This is a genomic window from Ruegeria sp. YKSF070, from assembly GCF_059612725.1.
Window position 1 is genome coordinate 22727 of sequence record NZ_JBXWRD010000004.1, and the last position, 25251, is coordinate 47977.

The 25251-nt window shown below is 63.8% G+C and carries 21 protein-coding genes and 3 tRNA genes; 12 read left to right on the forward strand and 12 right to left on the reverse strand.

What is annotated here, in order from left to right:
- Positions 1-129 precede the first annotated feature (129 nt).
- Positions 130-633 (forward strand): HU family DNA-binding protein, encoded by a 504-nt coding sequence (locus tag AC2FL1_RS03030; protein ID WP_496875942.1) that lies wholly within the window; start codon positions 130-132, stop codon positions 631-633.
- Between the two features lie 19 nt (positions 634-652).
- Positions 653-727: transfer RNA gene (locus tag AC2FL1_RS03035), tRNA-Val, on the forward strand.
- A gap of 82 nt (positions 728-809) precedes the next feature.
- On the opposite strand, the gene AC2FL1_RS03040 is transcribed toward AC2FL1_RS03035, so the two are convergent.
- The 8 genes from AC2FL1_RS03040 to AC2FL1_RS03075 form a co-directional block, all read right to left on the reverse strand.
- Positions 810-1529, reverse strand: a complete 720-nt coding sequence (locus AC2FL1_RS03040; protein ID WP_496827528.1) for a porin — start codon at positions 1527-1529, stop codon at positions 810-812.
- Positions 1530-1705: 176 nt separating this feature from the next.
- The gene (locus tag AC2FL1_RS03045; protein WP_496875943.1) at positions 1706-2851 is read right to left on the reverse strand and encodes an iron-containing alcohol dehydrogenase; all 1146 of its coding nucleotides are present in this window, start codon (positions 2849-2851) and stop codon (positions 1706-1708) included.
- A gap of 5 nt (positions 2852-2856) precedes the next feature.
- Positions 2857-4233: an aldehyde dehydrogenase family protein gene (locus tag AC2FL1_RS03050; protein ID WP_496827532.1), complete on the reverse strand. Its 1377-nt coding sequence runs from the start codon at positions 4231-4233 to the stop codon at positions 2857-2859.
- 102 nt (positions 4234-4335) lie between these two features.
- Positions 4336-5691: a glutamine synthetase family protein gene (locus tag AC2FL1_RS03055; RefSeq protein WP_496875944.1), complete on the reverse strand. Its 1356-nt coding sequence runs from the start codon at positions 5689-5691 to the stop codon at positions 4336-4338.
- A 97-nt stretch (positions 5692-5788) separates the two neighbouring features.
- Positions 5789-6823, reverse strand: a complete 1035-nt coding sequence (locus tag AC2FL1_RS03060; RefSeq protein WP_234136248.1) for a TRAP transporter substrate-binding protein — start codon at positions 6821-6823, stop codon at positions 5789-5791.
- 54 nt (positions 6824-6877) lie between these two features.
- Positions 6878-8203 (reverse strand): TRAP transporter large permease, encoded by a 1326-nt coding sequence (locus AC2FL1_RS03065; RefSeq protein WP_496875945.1) that lies wholly within the window; start codon positions 8201-8203, stop codon positions 6878-6880.
- A gap of 1 nt (position 8204) precedes the next feature.
- Positions 8205-8741: a TRAP transporter small permease subunit gene (locus AC2FL1_RS03070; RefSeq protein WP_496827538.1), complete on the reverse strand. Its 537-nt coding sequence runs from the start codon at positions 8739-8741 to the stop codon at positions 8205-8207.
- A 16-nt stretch (positions 8742-8757) separates the two neighbouring features.
- Positions 8758-9552 (reverse strand): N-formylglutamate amidohydrolase, encoded by a 795-nt coding sequence (locus AC2FL1_RS03075; RefSeq protein ID WP_496827539.1) that lies wholly within the window; start codon positions 9550-9552, stop codon positions 8758-8760.
- A gap of 95 nt (positions 9553-9647) precedes the next feature.
- Here AC2FL1_RS03075 and AC2FL1_RS03080 point away from each other — a divergent pair, with 95 nt between their 5' ends.
- The 4 genes from AC2FL1_RS03080 to AC2FL1_RS03095 all read left to right on the forward strand — a co-directional run bounded on the left by AC2FL1_RS03080 (position 9648) and on the right by AC2FL1_RS03095 (position 11951).
- Positions 9648-10520, forward strand: a complete 873-nt coding sequence (locus AC2FL1_RS03080) for a MurR/RpiR family transcriptional regulator (RefSeq protein WP_496875946.1) — start codon at positions 9648-9650, stop codon at positions 10518-10520.
- Positions 10521-10619: 99 nt separating this feature from the next.
- Positions 10620-11558: a pirin family protein gene (locus AC2FL1_RS03085; protein WP_496875947.1), complete on the forward strand. Its 939-nt coding sequence runs from the start codon at positions 10620-10622 to the stop codon at positions 11556-11558.
- Positions 11559-11744: 186 nt separating this feature from the next.
- A tRNA-Asp gene (locus AC2FL1_RS03090) sits at positions 11745-11821 on the forward strand.
- A 53-nt stretch (positions 11822-11874) separates the two neighbouring features.
- Positions 11875-11951, forward strand: a tRNA-Asp gene (locus tag AC2FL1_RS03095).
- A 211-nt stretch (positions 11952-12162) separates the two neighbouring features.
- Here AC2FL1_RS03095 and AC2FL1_RS03100 read toward each other — a convergent pair.
- Positions 12163-13551, reverse strand: a complete 1389-nt coding sequence (locus tag AC2FL1_RS03100) for a M20/M25/M40 family metallo-hydrolase (protein WP_496875948.1) — start codon at positions 13549-13551, stop codon at positions 12163-12165.
- Between the two features lie 317 nt (positions 13552-13868).
- Here AC2FL1_RS03100 and hemA point away from each other — a divergent pair, with 317 nt between their 5' ends.
- The 3 genes from hemA (at position 13869) to ispG (ending at position 17627) form a co-directional block, all read left to right on the forward strand.
- Positions 13869-15092: a 5-aminolevulinate synthase gene (hemA, locus tag AC2FL1_RS03105; protein ID WP_496827547.1), complete on the forward strand. Its 1224-nt coding sequence runs from the start codon at positions 13869-13871 to the stop codon at positions 15090-15092.
- A 129-nt stretch (positions 15093-15221) separates the two neighbouring features.
- The gene (locus AC2FL1_RS03110) at positions 15222-16427 is read left to right on the forward strand and encodes a helix-turn-helix domain-containing protein (RefSeq protein WP_496827549.1); all 1206 of its coding nucleotides are present in this window, start codon (positions 15222-15224) and stop codon (positions 16425-16427) included.
- Between the two features lie 72 nt (positions 16428-16499).
- Positions 16500-17627 (forward strand): flavodoxin-dependent (E)-4-hydroxy-3-methylbut-2-enyl-diphosphate synthase, encoded by a 1128-nt coding sequence (gene ispG, locus AC2FL1_RS03115; RefSeq protein ID WP_496827550.1) that lies wholly within the window; start codon positions 16500-16502, stop codon positions 17625-17627.
- A 7-nt stretch (positions 17628-17634) separates the two neighbouring features.
- On the opposite strand, the gene AC2FL1_RS03120 is transcribed toward ispG, so the two are convergent.
- The 3 genes from AC2FL1_RS03120 to AC2FL1_RS03130 all read right to left on the reverse strand — a co-directional run bounded on the left by AC2FL1_RS03120 (position 17635) and on the right by AC2FL1_RS03130 (position 20102).
- A complete protein-coding gene (locus AC2FL1_RS03120; RefSeq protein WP_496827552.1) occupies positions 17635-17889 on the reverse strand; it encodes a hypothetical protein in 255 nt (84 codons plus the stop codon).
- Positions 17890-17997: 108 nt separating this feature from the next.
- A complete protein-coding gene (locus AC2FL1_RS03125; protein WP_496875949.1) occupies positions 17998-18756 on the reverse strand; it encodes a DsbA family protein in 759 nt (252 codons plus the stop codon).
- On the reverse strand, positions 18756-20102 hold the full coding sequence (locus tag AC2FL1_RS03130) for a M48 family metalloprotease (RefSeq protein ID WP_496875950.1): 1347 nt from the start codon (positions 20100-20102) through the stop codon (positions 18756-18758). The genes AC2FL1_RS03125 and AC2FL1_RS03130 overlap by 1 nt, the downstream gene beginning before the upstream one ends.
- Before the next feature lie 22 nt (positions 20103-20124).
- Between AC2FL1_RS03130 and AC2FL1_RS03135 the strand changes: the two genes are divergently transcribed.
- The 3 genes from AC2FL1_RS03135 to AC2FL1_RS03145 all read left to right on the forward strand — a co-directional run bounded on the left by AC2FL1_RS03135 (position 20125) and on the right by AC2FL1_RS03145 (position 25192).
- Complete coding sequence (locus AC2FL1_RS03135; RefSeq protein WP_496875951.1) at positions 20125-21270, forward strand: pyridoxal phosphate-dependent aminotransferase; 1146 nt, start codon at positions 20125-20127, stop codon at positions 21268-21270.
- Positions 21271-21331: 61 nt separating this feature from the next.
- Positions 21332-22549, forward strand: coding sequence for an N-acetylmuramoyl-L-alanine amidase (locus AC2FL1_RS03140; protein ID WP_496875952.1), 1218 nt, complete (start codon positions 21332-21334; stop codon positions 22547-22549).
- 156 nt (positions 22550-22705) lie between these two features.
- On the forward strand, positions 22706-25192 hold the full coding sequence (locus AC2FL1_RS03145; protein WP_496875953.1) for a penicillin-binding protein 1A: 2487 nt from the start codon (positions 22706-22708) through the stop codon (positions 25190-25192).
- Positions 25193-25251: the final 59 nt, after the last annotated feature.

The window sequence follows — 25251 nt, forward strand, 5'->3', positions numbered from 1 at the left end:
GACAAGGGCGGGCCTTTTGGCCCGCCCTTGTTGTATCCGGACACCTGATTTCAACTATTTTGTGAGTGAATGTAGCCAGATCGGAAACAAATAGCTAAGCTTCCGAAAACAAAACAACGGGGCACCAAAATGGTAAAGCGCAGTACACGGACGACGACCACAGCACGCAAGACCACCACGCGCCGCAGCACACGTTCCACCTCCGGCACCGCCACCGCAAAGGAAAAGACCGCCGCTGCCGAAGCGGAGCCGGTAGACCCCGAGATCGAATCTGTCGAGGCCGCCGAAGCGCTTGATACGCCGCTGCCCCGCGTGGTGCGCGCCGACGAAGCCGAGGATCAGGATAACGGAAACGAGTTGCGCAAGCGCGAGCTGATCGATCTGGTTGTCGCCCGGTCCGACGTGAAGAAGAAATATGTCAAACCCGCCGTCGAGGCGATGCTGGCGATCATGGGCGAGGCGATTTCGGAAGAACGCGATCTGAACCTCCAGCCGCTTGGCAAGCTCAAGGTGAACCGCTCGACCGACAAGGGCAACGGGCAGGTGATCATCTGCAAATTGCGCCGCAGCACCCATGCAGAGGAAGAAGTGGAAAAACTTGATGCGGACCCTCTTGCAGAGGCTGCCGAGTAACGCTAAAAGCCTGCCTCACGGGTGATTAGCTCAGTGGTAGAGCGCTTCGTTCACATCGAAGATGTCAGGAGTTCAAATCTCTTATCACCCACCAGATTTCAAAGCCGCCGGGCAGTAATCCGGCGGTTTTTTGTTTTGGTAGGGATAGTTACACCAACAAGCTTACGTTGTTGGGGTCACAGCCCCGGCAGGCGGTCGAGCAGGGCGCGACGACCAAAGGTGGTGCCCGGCCGGTCGCCCAGGTCAAAGCGCAGGCCGATGCCGACAAAGGCATCGTTGTTGCTGAAATTGGCCACTCGGGCGTTGCCGGTACCAACCTCACCATACAGGTTCACGCCGCTTCCCAACCCGTAATCGGCGCCGATCGCCATGCGGGTCATGTTGGCACCGGTCTTGTTGTCCATGAAATCGACGCTGGCGTTCAGGCTGAGCGGACCGCTGCCCACGTCGCTGCTTATCTTGCCGCCGAGCAGGGTTGCGTTGGTCCCCTGCACGCGGCCACGCGAGAAATAACCCTCCAGCCGAATGGCCGAGAAATCGTAGGCGGCTTCGAGACCGTAGAAGTTGCGGTCGATGCCGCCACCATCCTCGGTGCCCCAGAACCCGCCGACCGCGCCGCCATAGCCGAACTTGTAGATACCATGCAGCGTGGCGCTGCGGCCGCTGCCGCCGACTTGATCGAACTTGTAATAGCCGACGTCAAGTTGGGTTGCGACAGAACTGCCAAGACCAAGCTCGAAAGAGCCTTGCAGCGCCTGACGCGCGCCCTTGGATTTGTTGGTGAACTGATAGTGGTTGATGTCGACATTGGCGCCGACAAGACCAATACTCTGTGCCGAAAGGCTGGCGGGGCTTACGCCGAGCGCCAATACCGCCGCTGCCACGCGGAGTTTCATGCTGCTGCTCCTTAGCCTGATGCGCTGGGATGCGCGGGCGCTTTGCGCGCTCTCTGTTGCGATCATATACATCGCGCCGAATCAGGTAAAGGTCTTTGATTCTGCGAGCGGAATCCAGTTGGCGCCGCTGCCGGTGCCGCCGGGCAGGGGCCTCGCACCCCCGCCCGGCGAGACTATCAGAACAACGATTCCAGAAGCGGACGTGTATTCTCTGCCGTCATCGCCACCGGGTTGCCGCCGGTCGAGGGGTCGTTCAGTGCGTCACGCACCAGCACGTCGATATCGGGGCTGGTGACGCCCAGATCGGTCAGCGTCTTGGGGATACCGAGCGAGATGTTCAACTCGTCGACATAGGCCGCGAACCCGTCAAACCCGCCCGCAATGCCCAGATAGGCGGCGGCCTCGGCCAGCACGCCCTGGGCCGCGGGGCGGTTGAATTGCAGCACGGCCGGCATGCAGACCGCGTTGGTGGTGCCGTGATGGGTGTGGTGATGCGCGCCAATGGGGTGCGACAGCGCATGGATGGCGCCCAGCCCTTTCTGGAAGGCGGTGGCGCCCATGGCGGCGGCTGACATCATATGCGCGCGCGCCTCAAGGTCCGACCCGTCGGCATAGGCGCGGGGCAGGTATTCCTTGACCAGCCGCATGCCTTCCAGTGCGATGCCCTGGCTCATCGGGTGGTAATGGGGCGAGCAATAGGCCTCGACACAATGGGCAAAGGCATCGAGGCCGGTGCCTGCGGTAATGAATTTCGGCATGCCCACGGTCAGTTCCGGGTCGCAGATCACCACCTTGGGCAGCATCAGCGGGTGAAAGATGATCTTTTTCTCGTGGGTTTCCGAATTGGTGATCACGCCCGCGCGGCCCACTTCCGATCCTGTCCCGGCGGTGGTGGGCACGGCGACGATCGGGTGAATGCCCGCCGGGTCGGCGCGGGTCCACCAGTCGCCGATATCCTCGAAATCCCAGAGCGGACGGGTCTGGCCTGCCATGAAGGCCAGCGTCTTGCCCAGATCAAGCCCCGAGCCGCCGCCAAAGGCGATCACCCCGTCATAGCCGCCCTCGCGATAGACTTTCAGTCCGGCCTCGACATTGCGCTCGGTCGGGTTGGGATCAACCTCGGAAAACATCGCCCGGCCCAGGCCCGCGGCCTCCATCAGGTCCAGCGTGCGGGTGGTGATCTCCATCGCGGCCAGCCCCTTGTCGGTGACCAGCAGCGGCTTGGATATACCGGCGGCCTTGCAGGCCTCGGCGATTTCGGCGATCCGCCCCGCACCAAAGCGGATGGTGGTGGGATAGGACCAGTTTCCAACAAGTTTCATGGGCCTCAAGCCTTTTTCAGGTGGTAGGATTTGGGACGGGTCAGGGCGTGAAAGCCCAGCACGGACAGGCCCGCGCCCCGGCCGGTATCCTTGCAGCCGGTCCAGCAAAGCGCGGGATCAAGGTAATCGCAGCGGTTCATGAACACGGTGCCGGTTTCCAGCCGCCTGCCGATCTCGTCGGCGCGGGCGGTGTCGCGGGTCCAGATCGAGGCGGTCAGCCCGAACTGGCAATCGTTCATCAGCGCAATCGCCTCTTCGTCATCGGCGACCGGCATGATGCCCACGACGGGCCCGAAGGTCTCTTCGCGCATGATCTCCATGTCATGGGTGACATTGGTCAGGATCTGCGGCGTCAGATAGGCGCCGCCGTCATCTTGCGCGAACCGTTCGATATGGGCGGTCGCGCCCTTGGCGATGGCATCCTCGATCTGGTCGCGCGCCACCTGGGCAAAGCGCACATTGGCCATCGGCCCGATCGTGGTCTCGGGGTCCAGCGGATTGCCCAGTTTGTAACCCTTTACCAGCGCCACCGCCTTGTCGACAAAGGCGTTGAACAGGCTCGCATGCACATAGATCCGCTCGATCCCGCAACAGCACTGGCCCGAGTTGAACATGGCCCCGTCGATCAGCGTCTCGACGGCGGCGTCCAGATCGGCATCGGCCCGGACATAGCCCGGATCCTTGCCACCCAGCTCGGTCGAGACGGGGATGAAGGTGCCGGCGGCGGCGCGTTCCATCGCCTGACCGCCCCGGACCGATCCGGTGAAATTGACGAAATTCACCTTGCGGCGGGAAATCAGCTCGGCGGTGGTGTCGTGGTCCAGCACGATGTTCTGGAACACGTCCTCGGGGATGCCCGCGGCATGAAACGCCTCGGCCATCCGCTCGCCCACCTGCAGGGTTTGGGCGGCATGTTTCAGGATCACCGTATTGCCCGCCATCAGCGCGGGCGCGACTGTGTTGATCGCGGTCATGTAGGGATAGTTCCAGGGCGCCACCACCAGCACTACACCAAAGGGCTCGCGCTCGATCTTGCGCAGAAAGGCGTCGCTGTCCTCGATCACCAGCGGCGCAAGCGCGCTCTCGGCGATCCCGGCCATATAGGTGGCGCGCTCGTTGAAACCGCCGAACTCGCCGCCATAGCGGACGGGGCGGCCCATCTGATGGGCCAGTTCCACCGCCATGCGATCGGTGGTCTTGCCCACCTCGGCCACGGCCGCCAGCACCAGCGCCACGCGCTCGGCCAGGGGGCGCGCGGCCCAAGCGGCTTGCGCGGCGCGGGCGCGCTCGGCGGCGTCCATGGCCGCCTCGCGCGTGGCCGCGGGCCGCTCCAGATAGACCGATCCGTCGATCGGCGAGATGCATTGCACGGTTCTTGTCATGACCGAACTCCAGTTTCGGGGGGCATAAGCCACCCCTGTCTTCTTTCTGGTTCAAAATACTCCGGGGGGCTTGGGGGGCTGGCCCCCCATTTGCCCACCGCTTCAGGCTTTCTCGAAACCGCGCGCGATTTCCCAATCGGTCACCACACGGTCGAATTCTTCCTGCTCCCACTGGGCGCAGCGGGTGTAGTGATCGATCACCCAATCTCCCATCGCCGCCCGCAGCATGGCCGACCCGCCCAAGGTCCCGATCGCGTCGCGCAGGCTGCGCGGGATCTCTCCGGCTTCGGCATTGTCATAGACATCGCCGCTGGTGGGCGGCGCCAGTTCCAGCTTCTCCTCAATCCCCTGCAGACCCGCCGCCAGCAGGGCCGCCTGCGCCAGATAGGGGTTCAGGTCCGAGCCGCCGATGCGGCATTCCATCCGTACACCCTTGGTGCCTTCGGCGCACATGCGGAACCCGGCGGTGCGGTTGTCCACCGACCAGACGGTCTTGGTGGGCGCAAAAGTGCCCTTCATGAAGCGTTTGTAGCTGTTCACATAGGGCGCCAGGAAGAAGGTGTAGTCGGGCGCATAGCGGATCATCCCGGCGCAGAACTGGCGGCCCAGTTCGCTCAGCCCGTGCGGTGCATCCTTGTCGTAAAACGCAGGCTCGGACCCGCGCCACAGCGACAGGTGCACATGGCTGGCGCTGCCGACCCGGTCATGGTGCCATTTCGGAAGAAAGCTGGCCGCATGGCCGTGCTGATGGGCGATCTCCTTGGTGGCATGTTTGGCGATCGTGTGGTGATCGGCACAGGCCAGCGCGTCGGCATAGCGGATGTTCAGTTCTTCCTGACCCGCCTCGGCCTCGCCCTTGGTGTTCTCGACCGGGATGCCTGCGGCGAAGAGATGGTTGCGCAGCGGGCGCATCACATGCTCTTCCTTGCTGGTCTGCAGGATATGGTAATCCTCGTTATAGCCCGAGATCGGGGTCAGGTTGCGATAGCCGGTCTTGCGGATCTCGTCGAACGTGCCCTCGAACAGAAAGAATTCCAGCTCGGTCGCCATCATCGGCGTCAGCCCCAGCGCCTCGGCGCGGGCGATTTGCGCCTTCAGGACCTGGCGCGGCGAATGCGGCACCGGTTCATGGCTGTGGTGATCCAGCACGTCGCACAGCACCATCACCGTGCCTTCGAGCCAGGGCAGGGGGCGCAGCGTGCTCAGGTCGGGCTTCATCACGTAGTCGCCATAGCCGGCCTGCCACGAGGTGGCGCGATAGCCGTCCGGCGTGGCCATCTCAAGATCGGTGGCCAGCAGGTAGTTGCAGCAATGGGTTTCCTCATAGGCGCTGTCGAGGAAGTTCTGCGCATGGAACCGCTTGCCCATCAGGCGGCCCTGCATGTCGACCAGGCAGACCAGAACCGTGTCGACGGTGCCTGCGGCAACCTGGGCTTTCAGCGTTTCGAATGTGAGCATGTCACGACCTTTGGATTTGGTGGGGTCAAGAATTTTCGTCGAAAATTCTGTCGCGGGGACCGGCCCGCCGCAAGGGGCGGCGGGCCGGGTCTGTGATTTAGCCGTAGCGATAAGGCCGTCCGGCCTTCGCCATGTCGGCGTTGTACTTCTTGAAGATCTCGACAACCTTGGCCTTTGTCTCGGATTCCGCCGCGATCTCGTCCCAGAACTTGACCGCCGCCTCTTCGACCTGCGCCCATTCGGCATCAGGGATCGAGGTCAGCTGCATCTTGGTGCCATTGACACGCAGGCTGGCCTCGCCGCCCCAATACCACCACTGGCGATAGTAATGCGACTGGTCACAGCAGACCCGGAACAGGGTTTGCAGATCCTCCGGCAACTCGTTCCAGCGGTCCATATTGGCAAAGAAGCTGCCCGCCCAGGCGCCCGAGATGTTGTTGGTCAGGAAGTAGTTGGTCACATCGGCCCAGCCGACGGTGTAATCCTCGGTGATGCCCGACCAGGCGATGCCATCAAGCTCGCCGGTCTGTACCGCGACCTCGATATCCTCCCACGGCAGGGTGACCGGCACCACGCCGAACTGGCTCAGGAAGCGGCCCGCGGTCGGGAAGGTAAAGACACGCTTGCCGTTCAGGTCGGCCAGGCTGTTGATCGGGTCCTTGGTGGCGAAATGGCAGGGGTCCCAGGCGCCCGCGCTGATATGCTTGACGCCGACCTTGGAATATTCCGCGTCCCAGATCTCGTTCAGGCCGTACTGGTTGAACAGCACCGGCACGTCCAGCGAGTAGCGCGAGGCGAAGGGGAAATAGCCGCCGAAAACGGTGACCTCGGTGGGCGAGGCCATCGAGTCGTCATCCGATTGCACCGCGTCGATGGTGCCGCGCTGCATGGCGCGGAACAGCTCTCCGGTGGGGACCAGCTGATCGGCATAGAACAGCTCGATCTGCATGCGATCGCCGGCGATCTTGTTGAACATGGCAATCGCCGGGTCGATCACATGGGCGGCCAGTGCCGGGCCGGCATAGGTCTGCATGCGCCATTTGATCGTAGATTGCGCCAGCGCCGGGGTGGCCAGCGGCGCGGCCGCCGCGCCGACGGCGGCGGTGGTGATAAACTTGCGTCTTGTGGTCATCGGTTCTCTCCCAATTGCAAAAGGGTGGATTGGATGCCCCGGTTCATTCCGGGATCACTTGTTGTAGACAGTCTCGGGCAGCCACAGCGCGATCTGCGGAAAGATCATGATGATCGCCAGCGCCAAGGTCATCACCAGCACGAAAGGCAGGATCGAGCCATAGATGTCGCGCAGGGTGATCTCGGGCGGCGCCATTGCCCGCATCAGGAACAGGTTATAGCCAAAGGGCGGCGTCATATAGGCGATTTGCGTGGTGATCGTATAAAGCACCCCGTACCAGATCAGGTCAAACCCCAGCGCACCCACCAGCGGCACGTAAAGCGGCGCCACGATCACCAGCATCGCGGTATCGTCCAGAAAGGTACCCATGATGATGAAGCTGAGCTGCATCAGGATCAGGATGACCCAGGGGTTCAGCCCCAACCGCTCGGTGAACAGATCCTCGATCGCTTTCACCGCGCCCAAGCCATCGAACACCGCGCCAAACGCAAGTGCGGCCAGGATGATCCACATGAACATGCACGAGATACCCAAGGTCGAGCGGACCGAGGTCTCGAACACCTGACGGTTCATCCGACCCTTGAGCACGGCGGCCAGAAAGGCCGTCAGCGCCCCGATGGCCGAGCTTTCCACCAGCGAGGTCCAGCCGTTGACAAAGGGCACCATCATCGCCGCGAAGATGCCCAGCGGTAGCAGGCCCGCGCGCAACAGGCGCAGTTTCTCACCCATCGGCACGTCACGCTCCTCGGTCGACAGCGCCGGGCCAAGGGCCGGGTTCAGCTTGCACCGGATGGCGATGTAGAGGATGAACATGGCGGCCATCATCAGGCCCGGCAGCACGCCCGCCAGCCAGAGCTGGCCCACCGGCTGGCGCGCGATCATCGCGTAAAGCACCAGCACCACCGACGGGGGCACCAGGATCCCCAGACTGGACCCGGCCTGGATCACCCCCGTGACCATCTTCTTGTCATAGCCGCGTTTGAGAAGCTCGGGCAGGGCGATGGTGGCACCGATGGCCATGCCCGCCACCGACAGACCGTTCATTGCCGAGATCAGGACCATCAACCCGATGGTGCCGATGGCAAGCCCGCCGTTAAGCCCGCCCATCCAGACATGGAACATCCTGTAGAGGTCGTCGGCGATCTTGGATTCCGACAGCACGTAACCCATGAAGATGAACATCGGCAGGGTCAGCAGCGGATACCATTTCATCAGCTTCATCGCCGCCGAAAAGCCGATGTCATATCCGCCCCGGTCACCCCACAGCAGCAGCGAGGCCAGCACCGCGACAAAGCCGATGGCGCCGAACACGCGCTGGCCGGTCATCAGCATCACCATCATGGTGGAAAACATCAGGATGGCGATCAGTTCATAGGACATCTCAGATCACCTCGCGCGGGATATGTTCGCCACGGATCCGCAGGATGTCCTTGGCCAGTTCGGACAGGGCTTGCAGCAGCATCAGAAACAGGCCCGCGCACATGATTGTCTTGATCGGCCACAGCACCGGGCGCCAGGCGGTCGGGCTGCGCTCGCCATACTGGAAGGAATAGCTGAGGCTGTCATAGCCGCCATAGAGCAGTACGCCGAGATAGAAGATCAGAAACAGAACGGTGATCGCGTCGGTCCAGGCCTTCCGCCGGTCCGACCATTCACCATAGAGCAGGTCCATCCGCACGTTCGATCCCATCTGGATCGAATAGGGGCCGCCCAGGATGTAATAGGCGACCATGGCAAATTGCGCCATTTCCAGCGTCCAGAGCGAGGGGTTGATATCAAAGCCAAGATCGCTGCCGACCTTGGAGAAGCTGGACCACAGCAGGATCGCCATCATCACGAAGATACCATACATGACCAGCCGCCCGACCCAGCGGTTCATCCGGTCGACGATGCGGATATAGGCGCGCAGCGCGGTCATTTCGGGATGCCTCCGGTCATGCCTCTGCCCCTGCGGGTGCAAGCGTTTCGATCATCCCGGCCAGCATCGGGGCCAACAGCCCGGTGATGCGGTTGACGCCCGAAGGCGTGTCGATCAGGTCGTTTCGGACCTCGATCATCACGTTGGGCAATCCGCGCGCGATGGCATGTTCGCGCAGGGTATGGGTTACGCCGTCGGTGGCGGAATAGGGCTCGTTCAGCGCGGCCTTGAGGCCCGACCCCTGCGCGGCCTTCAGCAGCAGCCGGGCGGCGCGGTCGTCGCTGTCATGCAGGATGCCCAGTTCGACACTGCGCGTGCGTCCCTGATAAACGGGGGTGAAACTGTGCAGGGTGATCAATACCGGTGGGGCGGAGCGCGCGTCGAGTGTCTCGACAAGCAAGTGCCGGAACGGATGATAGACCGCCTCTGCGCGTTGGGCGCGCTGGGCAGGAGTCAGATTCGCATTGCCCGGGATGGTGTAAATCTCGCTTTGCGCGGGCATGGCATCGGCGCGTTCGGGTGGGCGATTGCAGTCATAGACCAACCGGCTGACACGGGAATAGACCAGCGGCCCATCCAGCGCGCCCGACAGTTCCACCGCCAGATCCATGGCACCGATATCCCAGGCCGCGTGCGAGCGCGCCGCCTCGGGCGACAGGCCCAGACCCGACAGCGCCGCAGGGATGAACCGGCTGGCATGTTCGCACACCAGCACAGCGCACCCTGTGCCACGGGCGTTCAGCACCCGCGCGGGCGGACCTTCGACTGCGGACAGCATGGGAGATTCGGCATCGCTTGACATGTGTAGCATTGGTTACAATCCTCAGCTCTCTGTCAATAAAATTTCTGTAGACATGATTACAGAAACAGATAACCTGTAACAAACGCTAGAACAAAGGGCGACCCGTGCCCGGCACATCGAAACTGGTCAAACAACGCATTCAGGACGAGACCGAGCACCTGACCCGGTCCGAACGTCAGTTGGCCTCGATCCTTTTGCAGGACTATCCGATGGGGGGGCTGCAATCGATCACCAAGCTGGCCAGCGCCGCGGGTGTCTCGACACCTACCGTGATCCGCATGGCGCGCAAGCTGGGGTTCGACGGGTTTCCCGCCCTTCAGGACGCGCTGCGCGAGGAAGTGGCGGCGCAGATCAAGAAGCCGATCTCGAAACGCGACGGCTGGGTGGTGGACGAAGACGCCGAACACCCGCTGATGCGCTTTGCACAGGTGGTCTGGGCCAATATGCGCCACACGCTGGAGCGGACCGACACCGCGCTGTTCGACCGCGCCGCCGCGATTCTGGCCGATACGGCACGCCCGCTTTACGTAGTGGGCGGGCGCATCACCCGCTCGAACGCGGATTATCTGTATAACCACATGCAGATCATCCGGCCCAATGTCACCATGCTGGGCAATTCGGCCAATGTCTGGCCGCAGTACCTGCTGGACATGGATCAGAGCTCGGTCCTGGTGATCTTCGACATCCGCCGTTACGAGGCGCATCTGGAAAAGCTGGCCCAGATCGCCAGCGAGCGGGGGGTGACGGTCATCCTGTTCACCGACCAATGGGGCTCGCCCATCGGGCGGGTGGCGAACCTGACCTTCAACGGGCTGGTCGAGGCGCCGTCGAGCTGGGACAGCACCATCGCGCTGCAACTGATCGTTGAGGCGCTGATTGCCGAAGTGCAGGGTGCGCGCTGGGAAGAAAGCAAGGAACGGATCGAGGAGCTGGAGGCGATGTTCTCGTCCACCCGCCTGTTCCGCAGTCCCACCTGAAGTTGTGCAAATTTGCACATAAAGACGTAGTTTTCTCAGAATTGTGCATTTAGTTTCAGATGCTACCTTAGCCTCATCCCAACCGAACGGAGGTCTGAGATGAGCTGGAACCCCTTGCTGGATGCCGATATCCCCCTGGGCAACGATGTGGATGCCATAGAAACGGTGATCGTGCCGCGTGCCCGCGATCTGGGCGGGTTCGAGGTGCGCCGCGCCCTGCCGGCGCCACGCCGCCAGATGGTCGGGCCGTTCATCTTCTTCGACCAGATGGGGCCGGCCGAGTTCCTGACCGGGCAGGGCATCGACGTGCGCCCGCATCCCCATATCGGCTTGGCCACCGTCACCTATCTTTACAAAGGGCGGCTGCATCACCGCGACAGCCTGGGTACCGACCAGTGGATCGAGCCGGGTGCTGTCAATTGGATGATAGCGGGCAATGGCGTCACCCATTCCGAACGCACCGATGGTCCGGCGCGTCAGGCGCCGCTCAGCATGTTCGGCATCCAGACCTGGGTGGCGCTGCCCGAACATCTGGAAGAGACCGGCGCCAGCTTCGAACATGCCCCCGCCAGCGCGTTGCCGCTGCTCGAGGCAGAGGGGAAACAGGTGCGGCTGGTTCTGGGCGATGCCTGGGGCGCCGCGGCGCCGGTCGAAACCACGTCCGAGATGTTCTATGCCGACGCGCAACTTGATCCCGGCGCGGCTCTGCCGCTGCCCGACAATCACGAGGATCGCGGCGTCTATGTCACCCAAGGATCGGTCGAGGTCGCCGGACAGGGATTCGAGGCGGGCCGGATGATGGTGTTCCGCCCCGGTGACCGTCTGAGCCTGAAGGCGGGTCCGCAGGGCGCACGGCTGATGCTGCTGGGCGGTGCCACGCTGGGCGGGCCGCGCCATATCTGGTGGAATTTCGTGGCCAGTTCGAAAGAGCGGATCGATGCTGCGAAAGAGGCTTGGCGCGCCGGCGATTGGCGCCATGGCCGGTTCAGCCTGCCGCCGGGCGATGAGAGCGAATTCACGCCCTTGCCGACGCGCTGACAGGGGCCGGGCAGATGCGAGTTCAGGGCTAAATATTTGAAACAAAACGGGGGCTGGCGCGACTTCCGGTGCGGGCGCGGACATTTTGCGGACGCGCGCCCAAAAAAGTGAGAAACCCGCTTGACGATGCCCGAGCCGCGCCATAATACACCCCAACGTTCCGCAGGGAACGCAAGATCACAGTGTGCGGTTGTAGCTCAGTTGGTTAGAGTACCGGCCTGTCACGCCGGGGGTCGCGGGTTCGAGCCCCGTCAACCGCGCCACTGATGATCCCCTCCCGGAGGCTCCGGGACCGGCCCGGAGGGCAAGAAAATGCGCGGTTGTAGCTCAGTTGGTTAGAGTACCGGCCTGTCACGCCGGGGGTCGCGGGTTCGAGCCCCGTCAACCGCGCCACTTCTCCCCTGCCTCAGTCATTGCCAAAAAAACAGCGATCAATCCGTGATGTGCTGCATCGATTCCGTTTGATCAGAACCGAGTTCCGACATGCTGCGGTCTCTGGCGGCGGGGCGGGCTCTCGCGGGGTCCGACCCCGACGCGCCCAGCCATCGATCCGGATCGTCGAGGCCGACTTTACCAAAGCCGGCCCCACCGGACGTGGCGCTGATCAGCGGGTCAACGTATCCAGGATCCGCGCCCAAGAGCGGATACCCTTGTGAAAGCTTTCCACATCGTATTTCTCGTTGGGCGAATGGATGGCGTCATCGTCATTGGCATAGCCCACCAGCATCGAATCAAGCCCCAGGATCGATTTGAAAAAACCCACGACCGGGATCGAGCCGCCCATGCCTGTGAACACCGCCTCGCGGCCCCATTCGTCAGACAGCGCGCCGCGGGCGGCCTCCATCTCGGGGCGGGCGATATTCATTACCGAGGCTTTCGAACCCTCCAGATCGTTGTCCCAGATCACCCCCGCATCGGGGCTGAGCTGTGCCTCGACATGTTTGCGGATCGCGATGCGCAGCTTGTCGGGGTCCTGATCGCCGACCAGCCGGCAGGTGATCTTGCAATGGGCCTGGGCCGGGATCACGGTCTTGGACCCAGCGCCGTTATAGCCGCCCCACAGCCCGTTGACCTCAAGCGTCGGGCGCGCCCATTGCTGTTCCAGCGTCGAATAGCCCTGTTCGCCATGCGCCTGGCTATAGCCGACCGAGTTGAGGTACTCGGCCTCGTCAAAGCCGCAATTTTCCCATTGCTGCAGCTGCTCGGCGGGCACTTCGTGCACGCCTTCGTAGAAACCTTCGACCGCGACGCGGCCCGTCTCTTCGTCATAGAACGAGGTCACGATGCGTGACAGCTCGCGCAGCGGGTTCAGGCCGGGGCCACCGTAATGGCCCGAATGCAGGTCGATGCGCGGGCCGGTGATGGTGAACTCGTCCTTGAGCATGCCGCGCAGCTGCGCGGCGATCGACGGCACCCCGCGCGACACCATCGAGGTGTCGCAGACCAGCGCGATATCGGCCTTCAACTCTTCGGCATTGGCCTGAAGGAAGGGCACCAGCGAGGGAGAGCCGCTCTCCTCCTCGCCCTCGAAGAAGAAGGTGATGCGGCAGGGCAGGGAGCCATGCACCGCCTTCCAGGCGCGGCAGGCCTCGACAAAGGTCATCAACTGGCCCTTGTCGTCCGACGACCCGCGGCCCCGGATCACGCGCCCGTTCGGGGTGTCCTCGATCTGCGGCTCGAACGGCGGGCTGGTCCACAGGTTCAGCGGGTCGACCGGCTGCACATCGTAATGGCCGTAAAACAGCACATGCGGGGCGTCGTCATGATCAGCGGCCACATGGCCCACCACCATCGGGCGGCCCGGCGTGACCCGCTTTTCGGCGGCAATGCCGATCCCGGCCAGATCGGCCACCAGCCAGTCGGCGGCCTGGTCACAGGCCTCGGCATAGGCAGGATCGGTCGAGATCGAGGGGATGCGCAGCAGCTCCATCAGTCGGTCGATGGCGGCGGGCAGGTCGGTATCGATACGCGAGAGGACGTCGTCGAGGGACATCGGGCGGTTCCTTGTCTAACGGGATATTCGGCGCGGAGCCTAGCAGCACCGCCCGCCCTGTCCAGTGGCCGCTGTTCACCATGGGAAACCGCAACCGGGATTTGCGTCGCCCGCTGCCGTTTTTGACGCCCATCGCGGCGCAGGGCGCCTTGTCCCCGCGAAACCGCCGGTTTAATTGACGCAAGTCAAGGCTGCGACATCGGGGCCGGATGTAACAGTTGAAAAAATGATGCGCCGCAGATATCCATTCACGAACGCGAATGTGGCGTAGAGCCTGACCTGCCGCAACCCGGCCGCACGATACGAAGGAGGATCCGGTGGACTATTCGGTTAAACTCGACGCCGCCATTCAGAAGCTTCACGACGAAGGCCGCTATCGCACCTTCATCGACATCGAACGGCGCAAGGGCCATTTCCCACATGCTGTCTGGACCTGTCCGGACGGCAGCGAGAAAGAGATCACCGTCTGGTGCGGCAACGATTATCTGGGCATGGGCCAGCAACCGGTTGTGCTGGAGGCGATGCAAGAGGCGCTGACCGCCGCTGGCGCCGGCTCGGGCGGCACCCGCAACATTTCCGGCACCACCGTCTATCACAAGCGGCTCGAGGCCGAGCTGGCCGACCTGCACGGCAAAGAGGCGGCGCTGCTGTTCACCTCGGCCTATATCGCAAATGACGCGACGCTAAGCACCCTGCCCAAGCTTTTCCCCGGCCTGATCATCTATTCCGATGCGCTCAACCATGCCTCGATGATCGAGGGCGTGCGCCGCAACGGCGGTGCCAAGCGTATCTTCCGCCACAACGACGTGGCGCATCTGCGCGAGCTGCTGGCCGCCGACGACCCGGCGGCGCCCAAGCTGATCGCTTTTGAATCGGTCTACTCGATGGACGGCGATTTCGGCCCCATCGAAGAGATCTGCGACCTGGCCGACGAATTCGGTGCCCTGACCTATATCGATGAGGTGCACGCGGTCGGCATGTACGGTCCGCGCGGTGGCGGCGTGACCGAGCGTGACAACCTGGCCCATCGCATCGACATCATCAACGGCACCCTGGCCAAGGCCTATGGCGTGATGGGCGGCTATATCGCCGCCAGTGCGAAAATGTGCGACGCCATCCGCTCTTATGCGCCGGGCTTCATCTTTACCACCTCGCTGCCGCCGGCGATTGCAGCAGGCGCTGCGGCCTCGGTCGCCTATCTGAAAGGCGCGCAGGAATTGCGCGACCAACACCAGACCCAGGCCCGCATCCTGAAACTGCGGCTCAAGGGGCTGGGCCTGCCGCTGATCGACCACGGCAGCCATATCGTGCCGGTGATCGTGGGCGACCCGGTCCACACCAAGAAGCTGAGCGATATGCTGCTGGAAGATTTCGGTATCTATGTGCAGCCGATCAACTTCCCCACCGTGCCGCGCGGAACCGAACGCCTGCGCTTTACCCCGTCGCCGGTGCACGGGCCCAACGAGATGGACAAGCTGGTCAAGGCGATGGACGCGCTCTGGTCCCATTGTGCGCTGAATCGCGCCGAATTGGCCGGTTGACGCAACCCGCCCGTGTGCAAGTACTTTGCCCTATGATAGGGTTGAGGTAACAACAGGCACGGACGAATCGTTATGGGGACGATTCCCGGCGCTGTCAGACGTATCTGACAGCTAACTTGGGGCGGCAGGATGATCGGGCGCAGGTCTCAGCGCAAGTCGGCAGATGTAGAAGAGGAGAAGCCGCGCGGCTTCGACGACTTTGAATTGCGTCTGGGCGATGTCATGCGGGGCGAACGCGCCACCATGGGCAAGTCGTTGCTGGATGTGCAGCGCGAGTTGCGGATCAAGGCCAACTATATCGCCGCAATCGAGAATTGTGATCCATCCGCCTTTGATACACCGGGCTTCATCGCCGGTTACGTGCGCTCCTATGCCCGTTATCTGGGCATGCACCCCGATGACTGTTTCACCAAGTTCTGCGCCGAAAGCGGATTCGAGGTGGCGCATGGCATGTCCGCGCAGGCGTCGAGCGTCAAAAAGCCCGGTACTCCCCCGCAGCGCCGCACGGCGGCCAGCGATCCGTTCATCGCGCCCAACACGCCCTTTGCGCCAGGCCGCGATTCGCTCCTGTCGCAGATCGAGCCACGGGCCGTCGGTTCGGTGCTTGTTCTGGTGGCCCTGATCGGCGGCATCGGCTATGGCGGCTGGTCGGTTCTGAAAGAGGTGCAGCAGGTGCAGGTGGCGCCGGTCGAACAGGCGCCGCTGGTGCTGTCCGACCTCGATCCGCTGAACGGCGCCGGCGACACGCTGGAAACCGCGATGGCGTCGCCCTCGGTCGAGGCGCTGGACCGGCTTTATCGTCCGCAGGCGCTGGACGTTCCGGTGCTGGTGGCGCGCGATGCCCCCATCGCTACGCTGGACCCGCGCACCGTGGGCAATTTCCAGACCCCTGAACTGCCCGATGTGCAGCTGAGCGAGACCCAGCGCGCGGTCGAGGCGCTGTTGCCTCAGGTCGTCGAAGATCTTGAGCCGACGCTGAAGCTGGTTGCCGTCAGTCCCGCCTGGATGCGTGTGACCGCCGCCGATGGCAGCGTGATCTTCGAGGGCACGCTGGGCACGGTCGAACAGGGCAATGTCTATGAGGTGCCGCTGACCGAAGAGCCGCCGAAACTTCTGGTGGGCGAATCCGGTGGTGTCTATTTCAGCATGAATGGCGCGCATTACGGTCCGATCGGCGCGCGTGGAACCGTCACCCGCAACGTGATCCTGTCGATGGATGCGGTGGGCGAGCGGTTCCAGGTGGCCGATCTGGAAGCGGATCAGAACAATGCGCTGCGCCAGCTGCTGGTGGCCGAGGCCCAGAGCACCCAACCGCAACAGGTCGCTAACGACTGATCCGCCATTGCCGCCACCGACGCGGCGGCCTATCTAGGGCCCAACGCGTTCCGATGCAGAGGGCCGGCCCCCATGTCCCACAATCCCGTGCGCCCTTGGCGCAATGTCTATCGTCGCAAATCGCGCCAGATCATGGTGGGCAACGTGCCTGTGGGTGGCGATGCCCCGATCTCGGTCCAGACCATGACCAACACGCTGACCACCGATGTGGCCGCCACCGTGGCACAGGTGCAGGCGGCGGCCGAGGCGGGGGCGGATATCGTGCGGGTCTCGGTCCCGGACGAGGCCAGCGCCCGCGCCCTGCGCGAAATCGTGCGCGAAAGCCCGGTGCCGATCGTGGCCGATATCCATTTCCACTATCGCCGGGGGATCGAGGCGGCAGAGGCGGGCGCGGCCTGCCTGCGCATCAACCCCGGCAATATCGGCAGCCCGGACCGGGTACGTGAGGTGATCAAGGCCGCCCGCGACCATGGCTGCTCAATCCGCATCGGGGTGAATGCCGGCAGCCTGGAAAAGCATCTTCTGGAGAAATACGGCGAGCCATGTCCTGAGGCGATGGTCGAAAGCGGGCTGGAACATATCCGCATCCTGCAGGACAACGATTTCCACGAGTACAAGATCAGCGTGAAGGCCAGCGACGTGTTCCTGTCGGCCGCCGCCTATCAGGGCATCGCCGAGGCCACCGACGCGCCGATTCACCTCGGCATCACCGAGGCGGGCGGCCTGGTCAGCGGCACCATCAAATCGGCTATTGGGTTGGGGAACCTGCTTTGGATGGGGATCGGCGACACGATCCGCGTCAGCCTGAGCGCCGATCCGGTCGAAGAGGTCAAGGTCGGCTACGAGATCCTCAAGTCGCTGGGTCTGCGCCATCGTGGCGTCAACATCATCTCGTGCCCCAGCTGTGCGCGGCAGGGGTTTGACGTTATCAAGACGGTCGAGGCGCTGGAAAAGCGGTTGGAGCACATCAAGACACCGATGAGCCTGTCGATCATCGGCTGCGTGGTGAACGGCCCGGGCGAGGCGTTGATGACAGATGTGGGTTTCACGGGCGGCGGCGCCGGGTCGGGGATGGTCTATCTGGCAGGCAAGGCCAGCCACAAGATGTCCAACGAACGGATGATCGACCATATCGTCGAAGAGGTTGAGAAAAAGGCCGCCGAGCTCGAGGCTGCCTCCGCCGCCGAAGCGGCGGAGTAGGTTTCGCTTATCCAGCGCGCGCCATCGGGGCGCCGGGCCGGTTCCTTGATTGGGTCAGATCGCGCGACAGCCGCGCGATCCGGGCTTCCTTCATCGACAGTTCCAGGTCCAGACCTTCGAGCGCGCGGCGCAGGTCCTGAATGCGGTCCGTCTGTTGCCGGATATGGAACTGCGACAGGCGCAGTCTGCGCGCGGTAAGATACCACAGCGCAAAGAAGCCGGCGGCGGGCAGCAGGCCCGCAAGGGGGGCAAGGGTCGTCATGTCCATGCCCCCAACCTAACCGCAAAAAGGTTAAGAACCCGGTGACGCCCATCACGAAGATCTGGACATTTTCGGGGCATTGCGCCGGCCATTGTGTCCGGCGCGAAATCAGCTGCGTTCGGCGCGCAGCGCGTCCACGATCTGCTGCATCTGGTCGGCGGGCATAAAGCCGCGCAGCATCTCGGTTTCCATCACAAAGGAGGGCGTGCCCGAGATATTCAGCCGCTGCGCCAGCGCTCGGGTCTCGGCCAGACGTCGGGTGACCTCTTCGCTTTCCATCTCGGCCAGAATGGCGTCGGTGTCGAGCCCCAGCCCCTCGCCGATCCGACGCAACGCGACCTCGTCGGCCTCGCCGGTAAAGTCGAGCAGCGCGTCATGAACCTGTTTATAGGCATCTGGCCCGGCCACGATCAGGGTGGCCACGGCAAAGCGGGACGAGGCCAGCGAGGCTTCGCCCAGGATCGGGAATTCCTTGATGATCAGACGGATATTGCCGTCCGATTGCAGCAGTTCGGCCACCTCGGGCACGGCGCGGCGGCAATAGCCGCAGCGATAATCCATGAACTCGACCAGGGTGATGTCGCCCTCGGGATTGCCGCCGACCCAGGAATAGCCGTCGTTGAACAACTCCTCGGCATTAACCTGCACCAGTTGCAGATCCTGCTGCGCCTCTTCCTGCGCCTTGCGCTGTTCCAGCAGGTTCACCGCCTCGATGATCACCTCGGGGTTTTCCAGCAGATAGGCGCGTACCTGCTCGCCAAAGGCGGCGCGCTGATCCGGGGTCATGTCGGACAGATCCAGCGCCTGGGCCGGGACCGAGAGAAGCGACAGGGCCGTCACGGCCGGGGCAAAATGGCGGAGCATCATCATTTCCTTTTTACTGAGCGTTCCGATGCCAACAGCACATCCTGCGCCCGTTGCCAACCGGGAGATCCGGTGGGCAGGGCGCCAACAGCGCGTTTGGCGTGAATAAGAGCGTCTTCGGGACGACCCTGAAGCGCATAGCGCTCCGCAGTCACCATCGAGGCCATGCCGTCATTGCCAAGCTTGGCATAGGCCACCGCCAGATCGCGCAACATACGCAGGTCGCGGTATTCGCGGGCGCGGGCACGTTCCAGCACCTCAAGCGCGGCGCGGTCCTGTCCGGCGCTCAGCAGCGCGCGGCCATACCCCGCCAGGATCAGCGCATTGTTGGGCGCCAGATCGACTGCCTGTTCATAGGTGGTGACGGCGGATTGGGTCTGCCGGTGTTCCATCAAGATCTGGCCCTTGAGTTCCACATAGTACGGGTCCTCGGGGCGCAGCGCGATAGCTCCGTCAATGGCGGCGCGGGCGCGGGGCAGGTTGCGGTCGCGATGCCAGGCGATTGCCTCGCGCATCAGGCGGATGTCGCGATGCGCTTCCTCGGGCGCGCGCCCCAATGTCCATTTCGAACTGCGGGAAAAGGCCGACAGCTTGCCGCGCACGCGCGCGAACCAATATTCGGCATTGGGGTTCTCGGGGGCTTTGTCCCCATATGAGAGCAAGAAGGCCTCGGCATTGCGGATGCGGTCGCGGGTCAGCGGGTGGGACTGCATATAGGGGTCCTGCCGCCCGACGCTCAGCAATTCCTGTCCGGCGAAGGTGCGGTGCAGATCGACCAACCCGCGCAGCGAGATATCGGACCAGCGCAGATAGCTGGCGGCGGAATTGTCGGCCGCCGACTCTTCGGCCCTTGTATGTTTCAGGAACCCGCGCAGGGCCGAGCTTTGCGATCCCGCGGCGATCCCGGCGGCGGCCTCGCCGCCGCCCGCCGCCGCCGCGATCAGCGACAGGGCCAGGCCCAGTTTCGACAGGGTCTGTGCGTTTTCGAAATTGCCGATCCGCCGGGCGATATGGCCATTGGCGATATGGGCCGCCTCATGTGCGATCACGGCTTGCAGGATATCGGCGCGGGCGACCTTCTGGATCAGGCCGGAATGGATGAAGATGGCATTGTGATCCAGCACAAATGCGTTGAGCGAACTGTCATCCACGACCAACAGCTTGACCCGGCGCGGGTTCAGCCCGGCGGCGCGCAGGATGGGAAAGGCCAGCTCCTCGAGCCCGTTTTCGATATCGGGGTCGCGCAACAGGGTGATGGCCGATACGCTGCCTGCCGTGACCAGCCACAGCAGTGCCATCAGCAACAGGGCCGGGATTGACGCCAGCCGGGATACGCGGTCAAAAGCCATGGCCGCACATTGGGAGAATGCCGTGAGAAACTCAAGCCGATCCGCCGTCGATCCCTTTATCGTGATGGATGTGATGGAGGCCGCCCGCCGCGCCGAAGAGGCCGGGCGCCGCATCATCCACATGGAGGTGGGTCAGCCGGGCACCGGCGCCCCCAAGGGTGCGGTCGAGGCATTGGCGAAGTCTTTGGAAACAGACGCTTTGGGCTATACCGTGGCACTGGGCTTGCCGGCACTGCGGCAGCGCATCGCGCGGCTTTACGGCGAATGGTATGGGGTCGATCTGAACCCCGAAAGGGTGGTGATCACCCCCGGATCCTCCGGCGGATTCCTGCTGGCCTTTACCGCGCTCTTCGACAGCGGCGACCGGGTGGGGATCGGCGCTCCGGGATATCCCTCGTACCGCCAGATCCTACGGGCGCTGGGGCTGGTGCCGGTCGATCTGCCCACCGCGCCGGAAAACCGATTGCAACCGGTGCCCGCGGACTTCGCCGGGCTCGATCTGGCCGGGCTGATGGTCGCCTCACCCGCCAACCCGACCGGCACCATGCTGGACCATGCCGCCATGGGCGCCCTGATCGAGGCGGCGCAGGCGCAGGGCGCCAGTTTCATCAGCGACGAGATTTACCATGGCATCGAATACGAGGCCAAGGCGGTAACCGCGCTGGAGTTGACCGACGATTGCTATGTGATCAACTCGTTCTCGAAATATTTCTCGATGACCGGTTGGCGCGTAGGCTGGATGGTGGTGCCCGAGGATCAGGTGCGTGTGGTCGAGCGGATCGCGCAGAACATGTTCATCTGCGCCCCCCATGCCAGCCAGGTCGCGGCCCTGGCGGCGCTGGATTGCGACGCGGAATTGCAAACCAATCTCGAGGTTTACAAGGCAAACCGCAAGCTGATGCTGGAGCGGCTGCCCAAGGCGGGGTTCACCCGCATCGCACCACCGGACGGGGCGTTCTATGTCTATGCCGATGTTTCGGATCTGACCGGTGACAGCCGCGCCTTTGCCGCCGAGATCCTGGAACAGGCGGGCGTGGCGGTGACGCCGGGGCTGGATTTCGACCCCAAGCGCGGGGCGGGCACGCTGCGCTTTTCCTACGCGCGCGCCACGGCGGATATCGAGGAAGGGCTGGCGCGGCTCGAAGCCTTCATGAAGGCGCGCGGATGATGGTTTGCGGCATCGGTCCATCGCGGTATCGTGTGGGATACCGGCGAGAGAAAGCAGGGACATGAGCAGGATCATCCTTTTCATCGCGCTGATCTGGGCGGCGCTGCCGGCGCTGGCGCAGGATTTCAGCGGCCTGGCCCGGATCCGGCCCGATGAAAGCCGCATCGAAACGGTGCCGCGCGGCGGGCTGCGGCTGGTGCTGGGGCTAAGCCAGGGGGTACCCTATCGGCTGTTCACGCTGGACGCGCCCCGCCGGCTGGTACTGGATTTTCAGGAGGTGGACTGGACCGGCCTGAGCGCCGGGGCGCTTGACCAGAGCGACAAGGTGCTGGCCGTGCAATTCGGCACCTATCTGCCCGGCTGGTCGCGGATGGTGCTGGAACTGGCCGCGCCGTTGGCCATTGACCAGGTGGCGATGGTGGTGGACGAGGCCACCGGCGGCGCCCAGCTGGAGGTTGCTTTGCGCGCCTCGGACGAGGAAAGCTTTGCTGCCAGTGCCGGCGCGCCGCAGGACCCGCGCTGGGACTTGCCAGCGCCTGAGGCCCTGCCGGCGCTGCCCGAGCGCGGCGCGGATGCGCCGCTTCGGGTGGTGCTCGATCCCGGCCATGGCGGTATCGACCCGGGGGCCGAGATCGAGGGCGTGGTGGAAAAGCACCTGATGCTGCGCTTTGCCCGCGAGTTGCGCGAGGTGTTGCTGCGCTCGGGCGGGTTTGAGGTGGTGCTGACCCGCGACAGCGATCATTTCGTGTCGCTGGAACGGCGCATCGCGCTGGCACACGAGGCGGGGGCGGATGTGTTCATCTCGCTGCACGCGGATTCGCTGAGCGAGGGGTTGGCCCATGGCGCCACCGTGCATGTGCTGGCCGAGGAGGCCTCGGACATCGCATCGGCCAAGCTGGCCGAGCGGCATGATCGCGACGACCTGCTGGCGGGAGCCGATCTGAGCGCCACCGACGACCGGGTGACCGATGTGCTGCTGGACCTGGCGCGGCAGGAGACCCGCCCCCGCACCGAGGCGCTGGCACGCGCACTGGTCGATGGCATGACCCAGCAGGGCGGGCCGATGAACCGCCGCCCCCTGCGCGGGGCGTCGTTTTCCGTGCTGAAGGCCGCCGATATCCCCTCGGTCCTGATCGAGATCGGCTTTCTGTCCAGCCCACGCGACCTGAAGAACCTTCAGGACGCGGAATGGCGCGCGTCCATCGCTGCGGGTATCCGCAACGGGTTGGCGAACTGGCATCAGGCGGATCTTGAACGGCGCGGGCTGGTCCGGCAATAGCGTGGGCCTGTCGGGCGGAACCGGGGCGCTGCCCCGGACCCCGAGGTATTTTTGAACAGAAGAAAGCGATACGCGACGGCAAATTGGCGCCGGGCGTTTTGACCAGGGCGCACAAGGTGCCTATATAGAAGCCACCGCGAAACAAAGGCAGCGTACGTGATCCGGTTCATCCTCTCCTTCTTCGGGGCGATCTTCAGCCTCGTCACCTTGGGTGTCTTCATGGTCGCCCTGACCATCGGGGGCGTTTTCTGGATGTATGGGCGCGACCTGCCCAGCCACGAATCGCTGGCCCAGTACAAGCCGCCTACGATCAGCCGGATCTATTCGGGCGAGGGGCAACTGATCGACGAGTTTGCCAAGGAGCGGCGCCTGTTCACCCCGGCGGACGAGATCCCCGACCTGGTCAAGCAGGCCTTCATCTCGGCCGAGGACAAGAATTTCTATACTCATCAAGGCTATGACATCCGCGGCATCGCTGCCGCCGGGGTCGAGGCGATCCGTTCGCGCGGCAGCAATGTGCGCGGCGCCTCGACGATCACCCAGCAGGTGATGAAGAACTTCCTCTTGTCGGGGGATCGTCGGGCAGAGCGCAAGATCAAGGAGATCATCCTGGCCGCCAGGCTGGAGCAGACGCTGAACAAGGAACAGATTCTCGAACTCTACATGAACGAGATCTTCCTCGGCCAGAACTCCTATGGCGTGACCGCCGCCGCGCAGACCTATTTCAACAAGACGCTCGCGGAGTTGGCCCCGCATGAGGCCGCGACCCTGGCCGCCATGCCCAAGGCGCCGTCGGATTATCACCCGGTCCGCGAATATCAGCGGCTGCTGGACCGTCGCAACTATGTGCTGCGCGAGATGCGCGAGAATGGATATATCGACAAGGCCACCTATGAAAACGAGCGCGCGATGCCGCTGCGCTCGGTTCAGAACGGCGATTTCGAAGGCTTCCGGACCGCGCTGCCGCCGCGTGACTATTTCACCGACGAGATCCGGCGCCAGCTGAGCGAGGATTTCGGCGAGGGAGAGTTCTTTACCGGCGGCTTCACCGTGCGTGCCTCGATCGACGAGGAGATGCAGGTGGAGGCGGCCAAGGCGCTGCGGGAGGCCTTGCAGAAATACGACCGTGGGCGCGGCAAATGGCGCGGCACCGGCAAGAGTATCGAACCGGCCAAGCTGGGCGATGAAGAGGTCTGGCGGGCCGAACTGGCCGCGACAGAGGTGCCGCGCGATGTGGATCTGGGCGGGCGCTGGCATCCGGCGGTGGTGCTGGGCGTTGGCGACCAGGAGCTGACCGTCGGGGTCGAGGACGGCCCGGCCAAGGGGCGCGTGCCGCGCGCCGACATCAAGTGGATGAAGGGCAGCTTCAAGGACAATTTCGCGTTGGGCGACGTGGTGCTGGTGCGCAAGGCGGACGAGGACTGGTCGCTGCGCCAGGTGCCTGAGGTGCAGGGTGGCTTTATGGCGATGGACGTCAACACCGGCCGCGTGCTGGCGATGCAGGGCGGGTTCAGCTATCAGGATTCGGTGTTCAACCGCGCCACCCAGGCGCAGCGCCAGCCCGGGTCGAGCTTCAAACCCTTTGTCTATGCCGCCGCGCTGGACAGTGGCTATAGCCCGGCGACCATCGTGGTCGACGCGCCGATCGAGGTGAATACGCCGCAGGGCCTGTGGCGGCCCAAGAACGCGTCCAACAAGTTCTACGGGCCGACGCCATTGCGTACCGGTATCGAACGGTCGCGGAACCTGATGACCATCCGTCTGGCGCAAGAGGTGTCGATGCCGGTGGTGGCGGGTTATGCCGAACGGTTCGGGGTCTATGATCATATGGGACCGTTCCTGGCCAATGCGCTGGGATCGGAAGAGACCACTCTGTACAAGATGGTGGCGGCCTATGCCATGTTCGCCAATGGCGGCGAGCGGGTGGAACCGACCCTGGTCGACCGGATTCAGGACCGTTTCGGCAAGACCATCTATCGCCATGACCGGCGCGACTGTATAGATTGCCTGTCGGACCGACTGGATCCGGATCAAGCGCCGCGCATCGTGACCAACCGCGAGCGGGTGATGGATGCAATCACCGCCTATCAGCTGACTTCGATGATGCGGGGCGTGGTCGAACGCGGCACTGCGAGCGGCGCAGTGAACCTGCCGGTCCCCACGGCGGGCAAGACCGGCACCACCAACGACGCCAAGGACGTATGGTTCATCGGCTTCACCTCGAACATCGTGGCCGGGTGTTACATCGGTTATGACCGGCCGAGTCCCCTGGGCCGAGGCGCCTCGGGCGGCGGAATGTGCGGCCCTGTGTTCCAGAGCTTTATGACCGAGGCGGTCAAGAAATACGGCGGCGGCCCCTTTGACGTTCCACCGGGCGGCCATTTCATCAAGATCGACCGGTTCTCCGGCGCCCGCCTGCCGGACGACGCGTCGGGCGACTATGTGGTGGCCGAGTATTTCCGCGATGGCGCAGAGCCGATCTTTGGCCTGACCTATGATGGCGGTTTTGCCATGGGGTCGAACCTGCCGCTGTTCGAAGAGGTGCAGCAATCCGGCCGGCAGGTCAGGACTTCGACCGGAGAGGTCACGACGGTCGGGCCAAAGGCCAATTTCGGCACTGTCAGTTCGGGTGGGCTCTACTGAGGGGGCGGTCAGTGCGGCGGAAAGCACTGCAAAGGGGGGGCTGCCCAACGATCAAGAGG